Source organism: Rhodococcus sp. 14-2483-1-1 (assembly GCF_002259335.1).
Classification (GTDB): Bacteria; Actinomycetota; Actinomycetes; order Mycobacteriales; family Mycobacteriaceae; genus Rhodococcoides.
Window position 1 is genome coordinate 322,802 of record NZ_NPFX01000011.1, and the last position, 14,926, is coordinate 337,727.

14 protein-coding genes are annotated in these 14,926 nt (G+C 64.5%); 4 read left to right on the top strand and 10 right to left on the bottom strand.

Going from position 1 to position 14,926, the window contains the following annotated elements; genetic code table 11:
* Positions 1–25: 25 nt before the first annotated feature.
* Positions 26–271 (top strand): WhiB family transcriptional regulator, encoded by a 246-nt coding sequence (locus tag CH294_RS10360; protein ID WP_254925535.1) that lies wholly within the window; start codon positions 26–28, stop codon positions 269–271.
* Here CH294_RS10360 and CH294_RS10365 read toward each other — a convergent pair.
* Together CH294_RS10365 and CH294_RS10370 are read right to left on the bottom strand one after the other, a co-directional pair.
* Entirely contained in the window at positions 240–992 is a 753-nt protein-coding gene (locus CH294_RS10365) for a MerR family transcriptional regulator (protein WP_032401482.1), read from the bottom strand. The two genes, CH294_RS10360 and CH294_RS10365, sit on opposite strands and share 32 nt — an antisense overlap.
* Before the next feature lie 60 nt (positions 993–1,052).
* Entirely contained in the window at positions 1,053–2,258 is a 1,206-nt protein-coding gene (locus tag CH294_RS10370) for a lipase family protein (protein WP_094737837.1), read from the bottom strand.
* A 155-nt stretch (positions 2,259–2,413) separates the two neighbouring features.
* Here CH294_RS10370 and CH294_RS10375 point away from each other — a divergent pair, with 155 nt between their 5' ends.
* Entirely contained in the window at positions 2,414–3,967 is a 1,554-nt protein-coding gene (locus CH294_RS10375; RefSeq protein WP_094737838.1) for a succinic semialdehyde dehydrogenase, read from the top strand.
* A 33-nt stretch (positions 3,968–4,000) separates the two neighbouring features.
* On the opposite strand, the gene CH294_RS10380 is transcribed toward CH294_RS10375, so the two are convergent.
* The 3 genes from CH294_RS10380 to CH294_RS10390 form a co-directional block, all read right to left on the bottom strand.
* The gene (locus CH294_RS10380) at positions 4,001–5,389 is read right to left on the bottom strand and encodes a PQQ-binding-like beta-propeller repeat protein (RefSeq protein ID WP_094737839.1); all 1,389 of its coding nucleotides are present in this window, start codon (positions 5,387–5,389) and stop codon (positions 4,001–4,003) included.
* 106 nt (positions 5,390–5,495) lie between these two features.
* Positions 5,496–7,511 (bottom strand): MDR family MFS transporter, encoded by a 2,016-nt coding sequence (locus tag CH294_RS10385; RefSeq protein ID WP_249305211.1) that lies wholly within the window; start codon positions 7,509–7,511, stop codon positions 5,496–5,498.
* A gap of 3 nt (positions 7,512–7,514) precedes the next feature.
* Positions 7,515–8,000 (bottom strand): MarR family transcriptional regulator, encoded by a 486-nt coding sequence (locus CH294_RS10390; RefSeq protein ID WP_057477365.1) that lies wholly within the window; start codon positions 7,998–8,000, stop codon positions 7,515–7,517.
* A 169-nt stretch (positions 8,001–8,169) separates the two neighbouring features.
* On the opposite strand from CH294_RS10390, the gene CH294_RS10395 reads away from it, so the two are divergent.
* Positions 8,170–8,520, top strand: coding sequence for a VOC family protein (locus CH294_RS10395; protein ID WP_170944667.1), 351 nt, complete (start codon positions 8,170–8,172; stop codon positions 8,518–8,520).
* 2 nt (positions 8,521–8,522) lie between these two features.
* Here the strand turns inward: CH294_RS10395 and CH294_RS10400 are convergent, their stop codons facing one another.
* The 4 genes from CH294_RS10400 to CH294_RS10415 all read right to left on the bottom strand — a co-directional run bounded on the left by CH294_RS10400 (position 8,523) and on the right by CH294_RS10415 (position 12,674).
* Positions 8,523–9,641 carry a TDT family transporter gene (locus CH294_RS10400; protein ID WP_094737840.1) on the bottom strand — a complete coding sequence of 373 codons (1,119 nt, stop codon included), beginning with the start codon at positions 9,639–9,641 and terminating at the stop codon, positions 8,523–8,525.
* Positions 9,642–9,709: 68 nt separating this feature from the next.
* Positions 9,710–10,618, bottom strand: coding sequence for a LysR family transcriptional regulator (locus tag CH294_RS10405; protein ID WP_094737841.1), 909 nt, complete (start codon positions 10,616–10,618; stop codon positions 9,710–9,712).
* 18 nt (positions 10,619–10,636) lie between these two features.
* Positions 10,637–11,497, bottom strand: coding sequence for a GIY-YIG nuclease family protein (locus CH294_RS10410; RefSeq protein ID WP_141216481.1), 861 nt, complete (start codon positions 11,495–11,497; stop codon positions 10,637–10,639).
* Positions 11,481–12,674: a DNA cytosine methyltransferase gene (locus tag CH294_RS10415; protein WP_249305213.1), complete on the bottom strand. Its 1,194-nt coding sequence runs from the start codon at positions 12,672–12,674 to the stop codon at positions 11,481–11,483. Before CH294_RS10415 ends, CH294_RS10410 begins: the two co-directional genes overlap by 17 nt.
* 482 nt (positions 12,675–13,156) lie before the next feature.
* Here CH294_RS10415 and CH294_RS10420 point away from each other — a divergent pair, with 482 nt between their 5' ends.
* On the top strand, positions 13,157–13,921 hold the full coding sequence (locus CH294_RS10420; RefSeq protein ID WP_094737842.1) for a hypothetical protein: 765 nt from the start codon (positions 13,157–13,159) through the stop codon (positions 13,919–13,921).
* 47 nt (positions 13,922–13,968) lie between these two features.
* Here the strand turns inward: CH294_RS10420 and CH294_RS10425 are convergent, their stop codons facing one another.
* Positions 13,969–14,913, bottom strand: coding sequence for a CopD family protein (locus tag CH294_RS10425; protein WP_249305215.1), 945 nt, complete (start codon positions 14,911–14,913; stop codon positions 13,969–13,971).
* Between the last annotated feature and the right edge of the window lie 13 nt (positions 14,914–14,926).

A 14,926-nucleotide genomic window follows, 5' to 3' on the forward strand; every position in this document is an offset into this window, starting at 1 on the left:
GATCTCCGAACAGTGGGATTGGCAGATGAATGCTGCCTGCCGCTCGATGCCGGTCTCGATGTTCTACCCGCCCCTGGGGCTGCGGGGATACTCGTTGAGAAACCTGGAGCGACAGGCCAAGCTCGTGTGCGATCGATGCCCCGTGATCGCGCGCTGTCTGCAACATGCACTCGATACGGACGAAAGGCATGGAGTCTGGGGTGGATCGACCGCACACGAGCGGTCCGCGATGGCCCGCGTCAACCCTGACGGGCAGCGTTCGCGACAATGACGTCGCGAAGGTACTGCGCCAGTCCGGCGGCGATATCGTTGTAGTGCTTGGCAAATCGCTCGTCGGCGATGTACATCTCCGCCAGGTTCACCTGCATCTCGTAACCGCAGTCGTAGTACCGCTCGATCGATGCCCGATGACGCTCGGCCAGTTCCCCGGCCTCGGTGGAGTCCGGCGACACACCCCGCTGCATCGCGGCAGCGAGATCCGCTTCCAGTAGGTCCGTCTCTTCCTTGACGGCCTTCCAATCGTCCTTGGTGAACGACGCCGTTCGCTGCTGCGACTGCTTCCACTCGTCCGTCTCGCCCCAGCGTTGCTCGGCCTCCTCGGCGTACTCCTCGCCGGGCCAGTTGTCTCCGAAAATCTCGCGCTGCTCCTCGGGAGTCAGTTGCATACCCATCTTCTTCGCCTCCATCATCTTGTCCACGGCCGCAGCCATTGCGTGCAAGTGATCGATCCGCTCGCTGAGCAGGTCGCGCTGCCGACGCAGATGCGACATGGCGTCGACCGCCGGGTCGTCGAGCAACGCTGCAATGACCTCGAGCGGAAACCCGAGTTCGCGGTAGGTCAGTACCTGATGCAGCCGTTCGACATCGGCCGACGAATACGTCCGATAGCCCTTGGGGGTTCTCCCCGACGGCACCACCAACGCGATCTCGTCGTAATGATGCAGCGTTCTGACGCTGACACCGACCAACTTCGAGACCGCGCCGACCTGCATGCCTGCCGAATCACTCACGAAGGACACTGTGCTGCCTCCCGTGACGTGAGGGTCAAGCTCCTAATCGATGACGCGTTCGCAGCCGGAGGTCGGCACGCCGGCGAGACGTTGTGCGAGCCAATCGTATGCGCCGGGGCGGCCGTTGGACTGGGCGAGTGTGTGGTCTCCCGGGACCTCTTCGAGATGGACCGAAGCGCCTGCGGCGCACCACTGGTCCTGCACGGCCTCGGCACCTTCCTTGGGGATGAGGAAGTCCTGCAGGCCCTGGTAGATGTACACCGGCGCGTCCGGCTTCTTCTGGCCCATCCGGTTTTCCTCGACGACGGTCTTGGTGATCGGATGCTCGAAGACATCAGGGACGCTGGAGAGGTTTCGCTGGTCCAACAGCAGTAGTCCCGTGTAGGACAACACATCCACGCATTGATCCTTCTGCGCCAGAGCCAGTCGCTTGCCGTTGTCGTTGGCGAGCTGCCGCATCTCGGGGTACTCCCGGGACAGTCCGATTGTCGCCGCCGTGAACAAGCCCGATCCGATCTGACCGTTCAACGAGGTCTGCAAAATCTTGTAGTCGGTCGGCGGACCGCCGAACGCGACGCCGGCGATGTTCAACTCCGGTGCGTATTCCGGAGCCAACTGCGCTGCCCAACCCGAGGCGATGGCACCGCCGGAGTAGCCGGTGATGCCGATCGGTGCATCCGCGCCCACTCCCGCGCTCTGCGAGGCGCGCAGGCCGTCGAGCACGGTGTGTCCGGAGACGAGACCGGCCGAGTAGGCCTGCCGGGGGCCTTGATAGTCGGTGACGACCACGGTGTAGCCGCGATCGAGCAGAATCCGTACCTGATCGATCTCCTTGTTGTTGCCCCGCGGGAGGGTGTACGACGGCGCGCACTTGTTTCCGAGCGAGTCCGTTGCCTCGTTGTACGCGATGACGGGCCGGTCACCGCCTCCTGTCCACGGTGCGTTGGGAGTCAGCACCGTCGTCGCCGCCGCGATGGGCTGGTTCTTGGAGTCGGTCGAGCGGAAGAGCAACTGCACCGACGACGCCCCGGGCGTCACCGCGACATCACGACGGTTGAGCACTGCCCCCGGCTGGGATTTCTCGTATCCGGCAGGCGGATCGAACCATGGATCACCGAGTGAGGTGGGGAGATACGCATCGGGATCGCTCGGCGGCGAGATGAAGTCCTGAAGTGGATCTGCTTGAGCCGACCCTGCGAACGACAGCATCAATGCTGCAGCTCCGGCCAAAACGAATGCCTTGCGCATGTATTTCCCACCCCAGTAGCTCCGTACGCCCCGACGTCCGGTAGACCACTGCCCATCGTGCCACAGGATAGGCCGACTTCGACCCTGTGAACTGAGCCGAAGACCAGGTAGGTTGTCTGTTACTCCGAACACTACTCACCAGTAGGGACATCGAAATGCCTGCACCGTCCGCCTCGACCTTCTCTCGGCTCGCTGATCTCATCGCCATTCCCGACGCCGAATCGCGGCCGACGAAAACGATCACCGAGGTCTTCACCGGCAAGGAGCTGGCGACCATCCCGGTCGGTACCGCTGCTGATGCGACGGCAGCGATTGCACGCGCACGCGCAGCTCAGGCGGCATGGGCCAAGCGCCCGGTGTCCGAGCGCGCGGAGATCTTCCACCGCTACCGAGACCTCGTGCTCGCCCATCGCAACGAGCTGATGGACATGGCGCAGGCCGAGACCGGCAAGTCTCGTGCCGCGGCTCTCGAAGAAGTTCTCGACATTGCGATGACCTCGCGGCACTACGCGCGCACCGCCGCGAAGCTGCTGGCACCCAAGAAGGTCACCGGCATGCTGCCGGTGCTGACCAAGACGCGAGTTCGATACCAGCCCAAGGGAATCGTCGGGATCATCTCCCCATGGAACTACCCGATGACCCTCGCAGTGTCCGACGCCATTCCGGCCCTGCTGGCCGGCAACGGAGTGGTACTCAAGCCCGACAGTCAGACGCCGTACTGCGCCCTCGCCTGTGTCGAACTGCTCTACAAGGCAGGTCTTCCTCGTGACCTGTTCGCCGTGGTGCCGGGGCCGGGTTCGGTGGTGGGAACCGCATTGGTGGAGAACACCGAGTACGTCATGTTCACCGGCTCCACCGCCACCGGTCAGCTGCTGGCCGAGCAGGCGGGGCGTCGACTCATCGGGTTCTCCGCCGAGCTCGGCGGTAAGAACGCCATGATCGTGGCCAAGGGTGCGAACCTGCGGGAAGTGTCCGACGCGGCTGTCCGCGCCTGCTTCTCGAACTCAGGTCAGCTCTGTATCTCCATCGAACGTATCTACGTCGAGAAGTCGATCGCCGCAGAGTTCACCGAGAAGTTCGGTCAGCGAGTGCGCAACATGACCCTCGGAGCCGACTACGAATTCGGCGTCGAGATGGGCAGCCTCATCTCCGAGGATCAGATCAAGACCGTCTCGTCTCACGTCGACGACGCAAAGGTCAAGGGCGCGATCGTGATCGCAGGCGGCAAGGCTCGCCCCGACATCGGCCCGCTGTTCTACGAGCCGACGCTGCTGGCGAACGTCACCGAGGACATGGAGTGCGCGGCAACCGAAACCTTCGGGCCACTGGTGTCGATCTACCCCGTCACCGACGTCGACGAGGCGATCGAGAAGGCCAACGACACCGAGTACGGACTCAACGCCAGTGTGTGGGCGAAGACCAAGGCGCAGGGTGAAGCCATTGCGGCGCGGCTGCATTCGGGCACCGTCAATGTCGACGAGGGCTACGCGCCGACGTGGGGAACCACCGGCGCGCCGATGGGCGGCATGGGCGTGTCCGGGATGGGCCGCAGGCACGGCACCGAGGGCCTGCTCAAGTACACGGAATCGCAGACGATCGCCACGACGCGTCTGCTCAATCTCGGTGGACCGCGAGGACTTCCGCCGAAGTTGTGGGCGAAGATCATGCCGCCGTTCGTCAAGGCGCTGAAGTACATCCCGGGTCGGTAGACCGGCCCCGCGGCGTCGACGACGGGGGAGGTTCTACGTAGCTCGTAGAACCGACATGCTCAGTGCCCTGCTGTAGACCGAGTCGGTTCCGACTCGGTCGAACGTCGGCCACGACTGCAGATCGATTCCCTCGTCGTCGAGTGCGGTCGTGGGTATGTCCCACACGGTGTTTCCGGTTCTGACGTCGATGCCGCGTAGTACCTCGGGGCCGAAGAGAGTGGCGACGTCGCCGTCCAGTGCGCCGACCTCGGCGAATCCGCCGGACTCGCGACTCCACAACGTGGCTCCGGTGTCGAGGTCGATTGCGGATTCGGTGGCCGTGTCGTTGTTGCGGACCAGCGCCACCGAACCCGCGACGGCGTAGGCGAGCCCGTTCGTTTCCAGGAATCGCGCGGCGGGTTCGGAGACGTCCGCTGGAACAGCCCAGACCAGACCGTCGTTGGTCCACACCGGATCGGGAACCGACGGTCGGTATCCGCCGGTGCCGAGCAGTATCGGTGTCGACTCGGCCGGAGAATCGAACGACGGCTGCTGCAGGGTGACGGAAGCCGTTGCAGCGAGCGCGGTTCCATCGGTATCGACGACCTCCGAGCCCGTGACAGTGCTGGGGTCGGAGCAGTCGGTCCGTACCACCCGAACTCTGCCGTCGAGCGAGGCAGCGCCGGACCGAACGCAATCGGGAGCTGTTCTGGACCAGAGATTGTCGCCGGTGTCGAGGTCGAAGGCGAAGAGGCCTTGATCGTCGTCGAACAGTCCGATTCCGTTATCCGTGTGCAGCGTGGAGGCGTGAAGCGACTGCGCCGAGTCGAACTGCACCGACCAGTCGGCGTCGAGAGCGTCCGCGGTGCCGCGCGATACTGTTGGCTCGGCACCCTCGTCCGCCGCATGCGAGGTGTAGACGCGGCCGCCGGACGTCGTCAGATTCGTGATGGGGAATGCTGCGTCCCGAGTGGTCGACTCTCCGGATTCGCCGCTCACAGTGAGGATTTCGGAACCCGACCCGTCGTTGCCGCGATAGCAGACGACGTCGCCGTCGACGAATTCCCTGCCGCAGCCCACGATGTCGTCCGCCGGAACACGCCAGCGCACTGCCCCGTCGGCGATGTCGAGACCCACCAGGGTGGCATCGAGGTACTCTCGTCCGTCCGGACGGCCGACGAGGGTGACGACCGTCGACCCGTCGGTGATGGAGCCGGATTCCATCGAGTCGGCCGTGCTGCCTCGCACGGGATCGCGGAACTGCCCGTCCGACACGTCGAGGTCCGAGGGCGACAGGGTCCATCCCAGACCGGGTGCCGCTCCGGTGGCACCGTCGACCGGTGTGCCGGCCGGAGGCGGCTGCTTCTCGGCCGCGCACGCCGCGCAGACGATGGCTGTTGCCAGGAGCACCGCGGCGGCGGACAACTGGGAACGTCGTGTCATGGAAGGTGCTCCCGGGAAAAAGGTGGGCGGTCTGTTCCGCCAGCATAGAGAACGAAAATTCCCCGCACTCCTGACGGGGTGCGGGGAATTCTTCGTCGTGCTGGGCCTAGTTGACGCTGTGGCCGTTCAGTCCGGCATTGGCGTAGTGATTGCGACTGTCGGGAATGTGGTTGTCTCCCAACACCCGAGCGATCTGCTCCTCGCTGAGTCCGAGGCGACGAAGCCGCTCGCACACTGCGTCGAAGTCGATCATCTTCGCGTCGAGTTCCTGTTGCAGTGCAACAACTTCGGCGCGAATGGTCTCGGCCTCGTCGAGTGCGGCCAACGTGTCCTTGGGCTCGGGCAACAGCAGGGCGAGCAGTCGATCACGTGCGTCGGTGCTCAGACCCTCGAAGGGGCGCTGCCCCGGCTGGGCCTCGTGCCGACCCTCGATGCGACCACTCTCGATGCGACGATCGGTTTCGTACTCTGTCTCGTAGTCGGTCGAGACGTACTCCTGCGTTGCACCGAAGGACGGGATCTCGGCGAACTGATCCTTCGACTCGTCCACCGGTCCTGTTGCGGGAGTCGAGGCGATGTCGATCGTCTGGCGCAGTGGGCGATTCGGGATGAAGATCACTGCGATCAGCGTGACGATTGCAACGAAGCCGGCGATCATGAAGATGCGTCCGGTCGCATCACCGTAGGCGGTGCGGATGACGCTGACGATCGGTGCGGGCAGTGACGTCAGATCGAGTGAGCCGCCGCCGCTGGCCGAGCTGTCCACGCCGAGCTGAGCCAGACCGGACGCCGACTTCTCGGCCACTCGGGTAGCCAGCAGGGAGCCGAGAACCGAGACGCCGATCGCGCCGCCGAAGGTACGGAAGAAGGCAACCGTCGACGATGCTGCACCGACGTTCTGCACGCTGACCGTGTTCTGCACTGCGAGCACGAGATTCTGCATCAGCATGCCGGTACCCAGGCCGACGATGGTGATGAAGATGCCGACAGTGACCAGGCTGGTGGCGTGATCGATCGTCCCCAGAAGCAGGAATCCGACAACCAGCAGAACGGAACCGGTGACGATGAACGGCTTCCACTTTCCGAACTTGGTGATGAGCTGACCCGAGCCGACGGAGGCGACGAGCATGCCGAACACCAGTGGGATCGAGAGCAATCCGGCTTCGGTGGGGGTGTAGCCGCGAGCGGTCTGGAAGTACTGGCCGAGGAAGGTGGTGGCTCCGAAGAGGCCGACACCGACGGCGATGGACGCGACGATGGCCAGGCCGGTGGTGCGCTCGGTGACGATCTTGAGCGGGATGATCGGCGACTTGTGCCGAGCCTCGACGATGATCGTCGCGGCGAGCAGCAGAACTCCGCCGCCGACCAGGTAAGCGGTCTCACGGGAGATCCAGTCGTAGTAGTCCGCCTTGCCTGCGAACGAAACCCACACGAGGAGAACGGAAACGCCTGCAGTCAGCAGCAGTGCGCCGAGCCAGTCGATGGAGACGTTGTCCTTGCGGACGGTCTTGATGTGCAGCGTCTTCTGCAGCAGGCCGAGGGCGATGACAGCGAGCGGCACGCAGACGAAGAAGCACCAGCGCCAGCCGAGGGGGCTGTCCACGATGACGCCGCCCAGGATGGGGCCGCCGGACATCGACACGGCCATGACAGCGCCGGTGTAACCCGAGTAGCGACCGCGATCACGCGGGGAGACGATGGTGCCGATGATGGCGATGACGAGTGCCGTCAAACCGCCCATGCCGATGCCCTGCACCACACGCGCGGCGAGCAGCAGCGGAACGTTGTGGGCGAAGCCGGCGATGAGCGAGCCGGCGACGAAGATGACGATCGCGCTCTGAACCAGGACCTTCTTGTTGAACAGGTCGGCGAGCTTGCCCCAGATGGGCGTCGACGCGGCGTTGGCCAGCAGTGCGGTGGTGATGACCCAGGCGTACGCGGTCTGCGAGCCCTTCAGGTCACCGATGATGGTCGGGAGTGCGGTCGAAACGATGGTGGTGCTCAGCAGCGCGGTGAACAGCGCGGCCAGCAGACCGGTGAGGGCCTCGAGGATCTGGCGATGCGACATCGCATCGGGATCGGCGACTGCCTGATTGGGCGGATTCTCCGCTGTTGTGGTCATGTCTTATCTCGCAATCAATTCAATGCGGGCCACGTCCTGGTGCTGGGCGTGGGCGTCTTCGGTGAACGTGTCGTTGAGCTTGCGAATGGAATCGAGGGCATCGAGGGCCTCGGTTTCGCTCCACTCGCTCAACATCTCTGCCAGGCGTCGTGCTCGCCTGTCCCAAATTTGTTTCAGTCGAGCCTGACCGTCGTCCGACACGCAGACCCGGGACGCCCTTCGGTCGTCCGGATCGGGATGCCGATCGATGTAGCCGAGGTCGACGAGGTCCGCGATCTGCCGGCTGAGGGCGGACTGGCTGACGCAGAGCCTGCTGGCGAGGTCGGTCTGTCTGCATTCACCTTCGGTCGCGAGGATGGCCAGCACTCCGGTCAGCGCCTGCGGCAACGGTGAATCCTCGACTCCGGTGGTCACGGCCCGCTTCAGCGTGCGCCCGAAGAGGAAGACCTCTTCGACCAGCGACTCCGCTGTCGTGGATTGAACTGCCATGAGTACTCCAACACTGAGTTCGATTTACTTGCTGTCTGCAACCATATATATACATACATGCGCTAAGCAAATAATATTCCTGTCTGGTGAATCACAGTGACGGGTCTGCTGGGGCTCGGGGGAAGATCCGAACGATCCGCGGGGACGCTTTCGGCGATACAGTCCGAACATGGACGTTGTGCGCGCGATGCCCCTGCTCACGGTCGCCGATCTCGATGCGACGCTGGATGCTTATGTCCAGGTCACCGGCATGGAGGTCGTGATGAACCACGGTTGGATCGCGACGCTTGCTCCGGCCGGCGACAGCTCGGCGCAACTGAGTCTGATCACCACCGACCCGACCGGGCCGGTGAACCCGTCGGCGTCGATCGAGGTGGACGACGTCGACTCGGCCTATCGAGCTGCCGTCGACGCGGACCTCGAAATCGTCTACGAGATCACCAACGAGGAGTGGGGCGTACGCCGTTTCTTCTTCCGCGATGCGGGCGGCAATGTGGTGAACGTGCTCGCCCACATGTGAGATCAGTTGGGGTGCAACAGAGTTCCTCGTAGAATACCTCGAACGGTGCGGGTGGCGACGGTGATCCAGGCTGCGAGCAGTGCCGCATACAGCATTACGGCGAGGGCGTGAACGAGACCTAAATCGAGGGCACTACCCAGGGCAGTCGCTCCGGTGACACAGGTGCCGATGGGAAACGTGAACGACCACCACGTCAGCGAGAATCCCATGTTTCTGCGCGCCGCGTACACGGTGAGAGCGGCGGCGAGCGCGAACATCAGCGCGCCGAAGCCGCCCATGATCAGCCCGTAGCCGATGCCGAACACGTGTAGTCCGACGGCGATCGACGCCTGTGAACCGGTGAACACCATCGATGCATCGGTGCCGAGTAGGTTTGCCGCAGTAATCGATTGACCGATCAGTCCCAGCGTGATCCACACGGTGGGAGCTGCGTCGACCGGTGGCAGGCCCCCGTGCAGTAGGCGTCCGTAGATCAGCGTCATGGTGAGCATTCCGACGATCAGCGACAGCCCGAACATCGCGTAGCAGGCGCACAACAGCGCCAGCCGCCACTGGCCGTCGGGAACATGGGGGAGCAGCAACGCCCCGGTCGACGCCGACACCATCGGCGGGACGACAGGCATCAGCCAGGCCGGCAGGGCGGCGACGTTGCGGTGATCGGACGTGGTGATCATTCGATACGGAACGGCGACGCTGGTGAACAGGCCCGCGAGCGTTCCCGTGATCCACAGGATGGCGAACAGTGCGGTCGACGCCGAGGGGCCGAGCACATCGGCTCCGAGGAGACCGGCGCCTGCACCGACGGTCAGCAGTGCCATGGGCGGGGCTCCGTAGAACTGCACCATCACCGGGTGTCGTGCGTACTCGACGGCCCGGTCGCGATGCCCGATCCAGTGCAGTGCGAAGGCTGTGCCGATGACGACCAGCGCCGCAGTGGCACAGACCCAGACAGCGACCGCGAAGACGTGTAGAGCCGGGAACTGCATCGGCAACGTTGCGGCTGCGGTGGCGACGATGCCGGTCCCCATCACCGCGGCGAACCAGTTGGGGGTGATGTGCTCGAAGGTTCGGCGATGCGTACCGGTCTCGGTCGAGATCGGGGCGGGGACGGTCACGGTCATGTCTTCAGCCTGCGCGGCGCCGTGCCCGCTCGGTAGGCGCCGGTTTGTTCACCGGTCATAACGTGGGGTTATGGCTGTGTCTTCGCCGCCACAGCCAGCAACTCTGCGGCCGGACCGGTCGGGATACGACCGGACGGCCAGATGGCCCTCAACTCACGACGCAGAGTCAGCCCTGGGATCGGCACCTGGATCAGGGTTCCGGCGGCCAGCTCGGGGGCGACGGCCAGTGAGCTCAGAACGGCTCCGCCGATTCCTGCGCCGACAGCCGATTTGATCGCCGTCGTCGAGGAGACCTCGAGGAGCGGAGCCGTTGGTTCCCCGAGTCCCGCTGCGGCCAAGGCATTTTCGTAGGCCGAGCGCGTGCCCGAGCCCGTCTCTCGCGCGACGAGTGCGGTGGCGACGATTTCAGAGGCGGTGGGCGAGGTGCTGACCCAAGCGTGGCCCGGGGGCACCACGAGCACCAATTCGTCGGTGGCCATGGTCCGATGGTCGAGACCTGCAGGCAATCCAGGGCTTTCGATGAAACCGATGTCTGCGCTACCTGCCAGCACCTTCTCGGCGACCACCGTGGAGTTGCCCGAACTCAGCGTCGGCACGATGTGCGGGAGATGCGCATGCAGCGTGACCAGCCAGCGTGGCAGAAGATACTCTGCGACAGTCTGACTCGCGGCGATCTGCACGTGGCCGATGCGTTCGGCATGCAGCGCGGCGATCGCCGTCGCCAAGTCTTCTGCCGACCGGACGACCGGTGCGGCCCAACTTGCGACGAGCTCGCCGAACTCGGTCAGCACCGTTCCGCGTGCGCCTCGTTTCAGTAAGGGCGCGCCGACACGACGCTCCAGCGCACGGATACGGGAACTTGCCGCCGGCTGCGACATGCCGTGAGCTCGACCCGCTCGCCCGATACTGCCGAGCTCGGCCACCGACAGCAACAGATCGATGCTGGTGAGATCGGCAACGTGAGGGGGAAGCGGCACAGGGCGAGCCTACTTTCGTCAGTATTCGCTGAACAGGTCCAGCTCGCCGTCGGGTTCGGTGCTGCCCTCTATCTCTACTGTGTCCTCGGAGTCGTCAGGGTCGCTACGCTCGTGCAGCACCGAGCCCACCAGCGCGGTGACGTCGATGGCTGCGGGATCGGGGATCGGATGCCCCTCGACGAAGGCGAGTCGCTCGGCCGACAGGTACGCCAGCCGCACCGCCTGCACCACGAGGACGCGTCGCAGGCCCTCGGACACCTCTCCCCGTTCACGAGTGACGGCGGCCAAGCGTGAGATTGTCTCGGCGCGGCGCGCGATACGGATGTCGGGGTGCCCGCGCTCGCGACGCGTCTGTTCGGAGATCAACGACCGGCGCAGCGATGCGGGCAGCGCGATGGGCTGCGAGACCGGCGGGATCTTCTCGTTGAGGATTGCTTTGTGTCGCGATTTGCCGATGGCCTCGAGGTAGGCCGTGTACTCGTGGGCATTGAGATCGCGCTCGGCAGCCCGGAAGTGCTCTGCGCCATCGGACTTCTTGAGGTCCTCGTACTGCCACAGTGGCCAGATCTCGATCTCCGCGACCTCGAACACGTCGAGCACCCGCATCGCGACGGCGTCGGTTCGCTGGTTGGTCAGATGTCGTTGCACTCGGACACTGAGCTTCTCTTTGGTCTGTCCCACATAGATCGGTTCGCCGTCGTAATCGTAGAACGCGTACACGCCCCACTTGGCTGCCGACCACACTCGCCCCTGATCGTCCTTTTCGCTCAGCACTTCTCGTAGCGCTGTGCGAAAGGACTGCACGTCGTCCGCCGGCAGGGTGCTCTTTCGCGGCGCGACGGCCGACGCCCGCAGTGAGGACTTACCGTGACTGGACATGTGCCGCAGCAGAATTCAGGGCCGTCGAATTGACGAGAGATCCGGTGACGAGCGGCATCAGGTAGTGCTCGGCGAGCCACGCGACCACGGGAACACACACTGCGTCGCCGAAACCGAAGAGCGCCTGGTTGTTTCGCAGACCATCGAGCGTGTAGCCACCGGCACCCATCAGCCGGGCGTACTCCACCGGCGTCATCCAACGCACCTGCAAGCGGCCGTTCCCCATCTTGACGACGGCCTGCTTCGACGAACCGCCGCGGGCGGTACGGAGGCACCCGGAGATGTCGTCGGGTCGAGCCTCCCACACCGCGACGCCGTTACGAGTGCGACGGTAGGCGGTGCGGTAGCTGACCTTGCGGGCCTTCTTCAGAATCTCGATGCGCTGCAACTGAATCGGCGACAAGGACTGCACGAACGCCGCCGTACGGGCTGCATCCCACCACCGCGAGTCTCGGTAGTCCATACGCTCGACCACGTCACCGAGACCGCTGGTCAACGGAATGGGTGGACTCGGTAGCGGTGCTCGATGCGTCAGCAACGTCGAATCGCCGTACACCGCCTGGAGCCAATCGGGTCGTAGCTCGCTGTTGGGATCGCGGGCATCCTCGGGGGGATTCTGCGCACCGATCAAGAACAGGCGCGGACGCGACTGCGGGACGAAGCGTCGAGCATCGATGGTCAACACATCCACCGAGTAACTCAGTTCGTTGAGCTCCCGGACCGCTGCGGCCAGATCGTCTCCGCCGTGACTGGTGGCCAGGCCGACGACATTCTCGAGCGCGACCACCTCCGGGCGCGCGGCACCGAGTTCACCCAGCACCCGGGTGAAATGCCGGAAGGTCGACGAGTTCTTGCCCGCGAGACCGGCCCGGCCACCGGCCAGCGACAGATCGGTGCACGGAAACGATGCCCACGCCAACGACAAGCCTTCGGGCAGATCGTGACCGCGAGTGGCGGCGACATCGCCGAGCTGAAAATGGCCCGCATCGTCACCGAAGTGCTGGCGATACATCTGGTGCTTGTCACGCTCGATGTCGTTGGCCCAGCGCACCTCGAAACCGGCCTGCTCCAAGCCCATTCGGACGAGACCGATGCCGGCGAAGAACTCCGCGACCGTGGGGATACCGTCGACCGAAGACGCCGAAGAACCACCCGGCACCACTGTCAACTTCGGCATGCACCCAGGCTAGTACAGACCCCCGACAGACTTCGTCTTCTGGTCGTTCCGCAGGCCGTCGGAACAGACCTGTCGACGTGCGCTTGCTTCGGAAATCACCAAGTCCCGGAACGTGTCGTTCCATTCACGACGAACTCAGCCCAGTACCCCGTGGCTTCGGGTTCCGAGCCCGCTCCCTGTTCACCGCCGCCACCATCGTTGGCAGTTCCACCTGCTCACGCCGGTGCTGTCGCACGCGGTGTGTGTGTTCCAGTTCGCGAGCTCGGACCGGGCCTTGCCGAAGCCGAGTCCTCCTTGTGCAGCTTCCGCTGTGCTAACGCCCGCCAAGGCCACTACTTGTTCCGGCCGGAGGCTGCGTGGATGTCGAACACGACGGTTGCGAATCGAGCCGTTCGACCCTGCATGATCTCGTGATCGGCCCGAGGCGTCGAAGCTGAGGGAAACGTCCATGTATGGTCCACGGACTGCGTTATCATCGAGGAATGTCTCCGAATCTCCCTCCAGCACAATCGATCTTGGTCCGGACGGACTTCACCGACGATTCGGCATGGCGAACGCTGATGCAGGACGCACCGGCGGTGATGACCACAGTGGATGACCGCGAGTTCGCCGGTTGGACAGTCGAGATGCTGCTCGGCCTCGACGTCGACAGTGGGTACCTGTTCGTCGCCGACGCGCGAACCTTCGCGGATCCGGAACGAACCATTCTCGTGCTGAATACAGACCCGGCGGAAGACGACGAGTCCGAAGAAGCAAACAGCTTCCGGGTAGCTCCCGAACATCTCGCATCGGTCGAAAGCAACCTGTCGATCGCGAATCTGGATTTCGCCGACTTCGCCGACCACACCGATGCGGACGGAGTGTTCCGCGAGCCCTCGTCGCAGCCGGACGAGCGCGCGCTGACGATCGAGGAGCTTCTGGTTGCCGCGCCGGGTTCCCAACTGCCGGAACCCATTCTGACATCGTTCATCAACGACCTGGAAGGAGCACGCGGACAGAGGACGACTACTGCGACCTATGTCGTCGATCTGCGGACGTCCGCCGACTATCTCGAAGCGAACCGAGAGGGCTACGGCCTGTCGAAGGTCGTAGGCTTCGAGGAGACCATAGCTCGCACCCGCCAGGGCGGCTCCGCGCTGCTGTTCAGCTTCCCTGTCCGTTCCGGTCACTGGTCTGCCTGGGTCGACCCGAATTCGCTGGTTCCGATTGCATTGCTAGGGGTCCGCAAACGGACCACCGATCGGTAGCCTTGTCGGACGCCGGGACAATTCATGTTTCGAACCCACCGTCTCTGTCACGCCGTGGTTGCCAGCGCCGCCGCCAGGCCGAACGCGACCGCCAGTAGACACACGTGCGAGGCTGCACGGCCAAGTGAGTACTCCACGGTGGATCGGTGCGCGGCGGCGCTGGGCAACCACGTCCGGCGGATTCGGTTGGCCACCGCGACGAGGATCACGGTGATCAGAACCTTGGCGAGAACGATTCGGCCGTAACCGGTCTCGACCGCTGCGGCGATGTTGTCCAGCTTGAGGACCGCGTCCAGCACGCCGGTGCCGGCGACTGCGAGTACGCACCAGAAGGCGATCCTGGAGTAGACCGGCAGCAGCGTCGCCCAGGCGGACTTGCTCCGCAGACTCAGCGCCATCGCACCGAGAACGCCGAGCCACACCGATGCGAACAACACATGCACCGCAACGGCAATGGAGCCGAACGCAAACTGTGACATGTGGCCGGTGATCGGGCGCGCGACAAGGGCGAGGGACGCCAACACGATCACCGGAATCGGAGACCAGTCTGCCTCGCGTCGATAGCCGGCCACTCCGATGGCGCACAGGGCAAGCGCAAGAAGTACCGTTGCCGTCCCCAGTCGACCAACCGAGATCTCGGTCGCGAACGAGGTGAATGCGCTCGGCGACAACGTCAACGGAGTGCGACCAGCAGAATCGGCAGCGGCCGCGATGAGCAGAACGAACTCGGCAACCGCCCACAGCCCCGACAGGAATCCGATCGCTCGCCACATCACCAGCGGGTCGACGGCGGGGCGTCCGGAATCGGAATTGCCGTCCATGACAGCGAGAACGCCGAACCCCAACACCACCGAACCCGAGGCCACCGAAACCACCCGCAGCCACGACGACCCGCCGGGGAAGGTGGGGTACGCGAGTACGAAGGCGGCCGCCACCCCCAGCAACGACGCGGCTGCGGCGGCGAGCACGAGCCGAACGCTTCTCTCGCTCACCGCAGCCACGCCG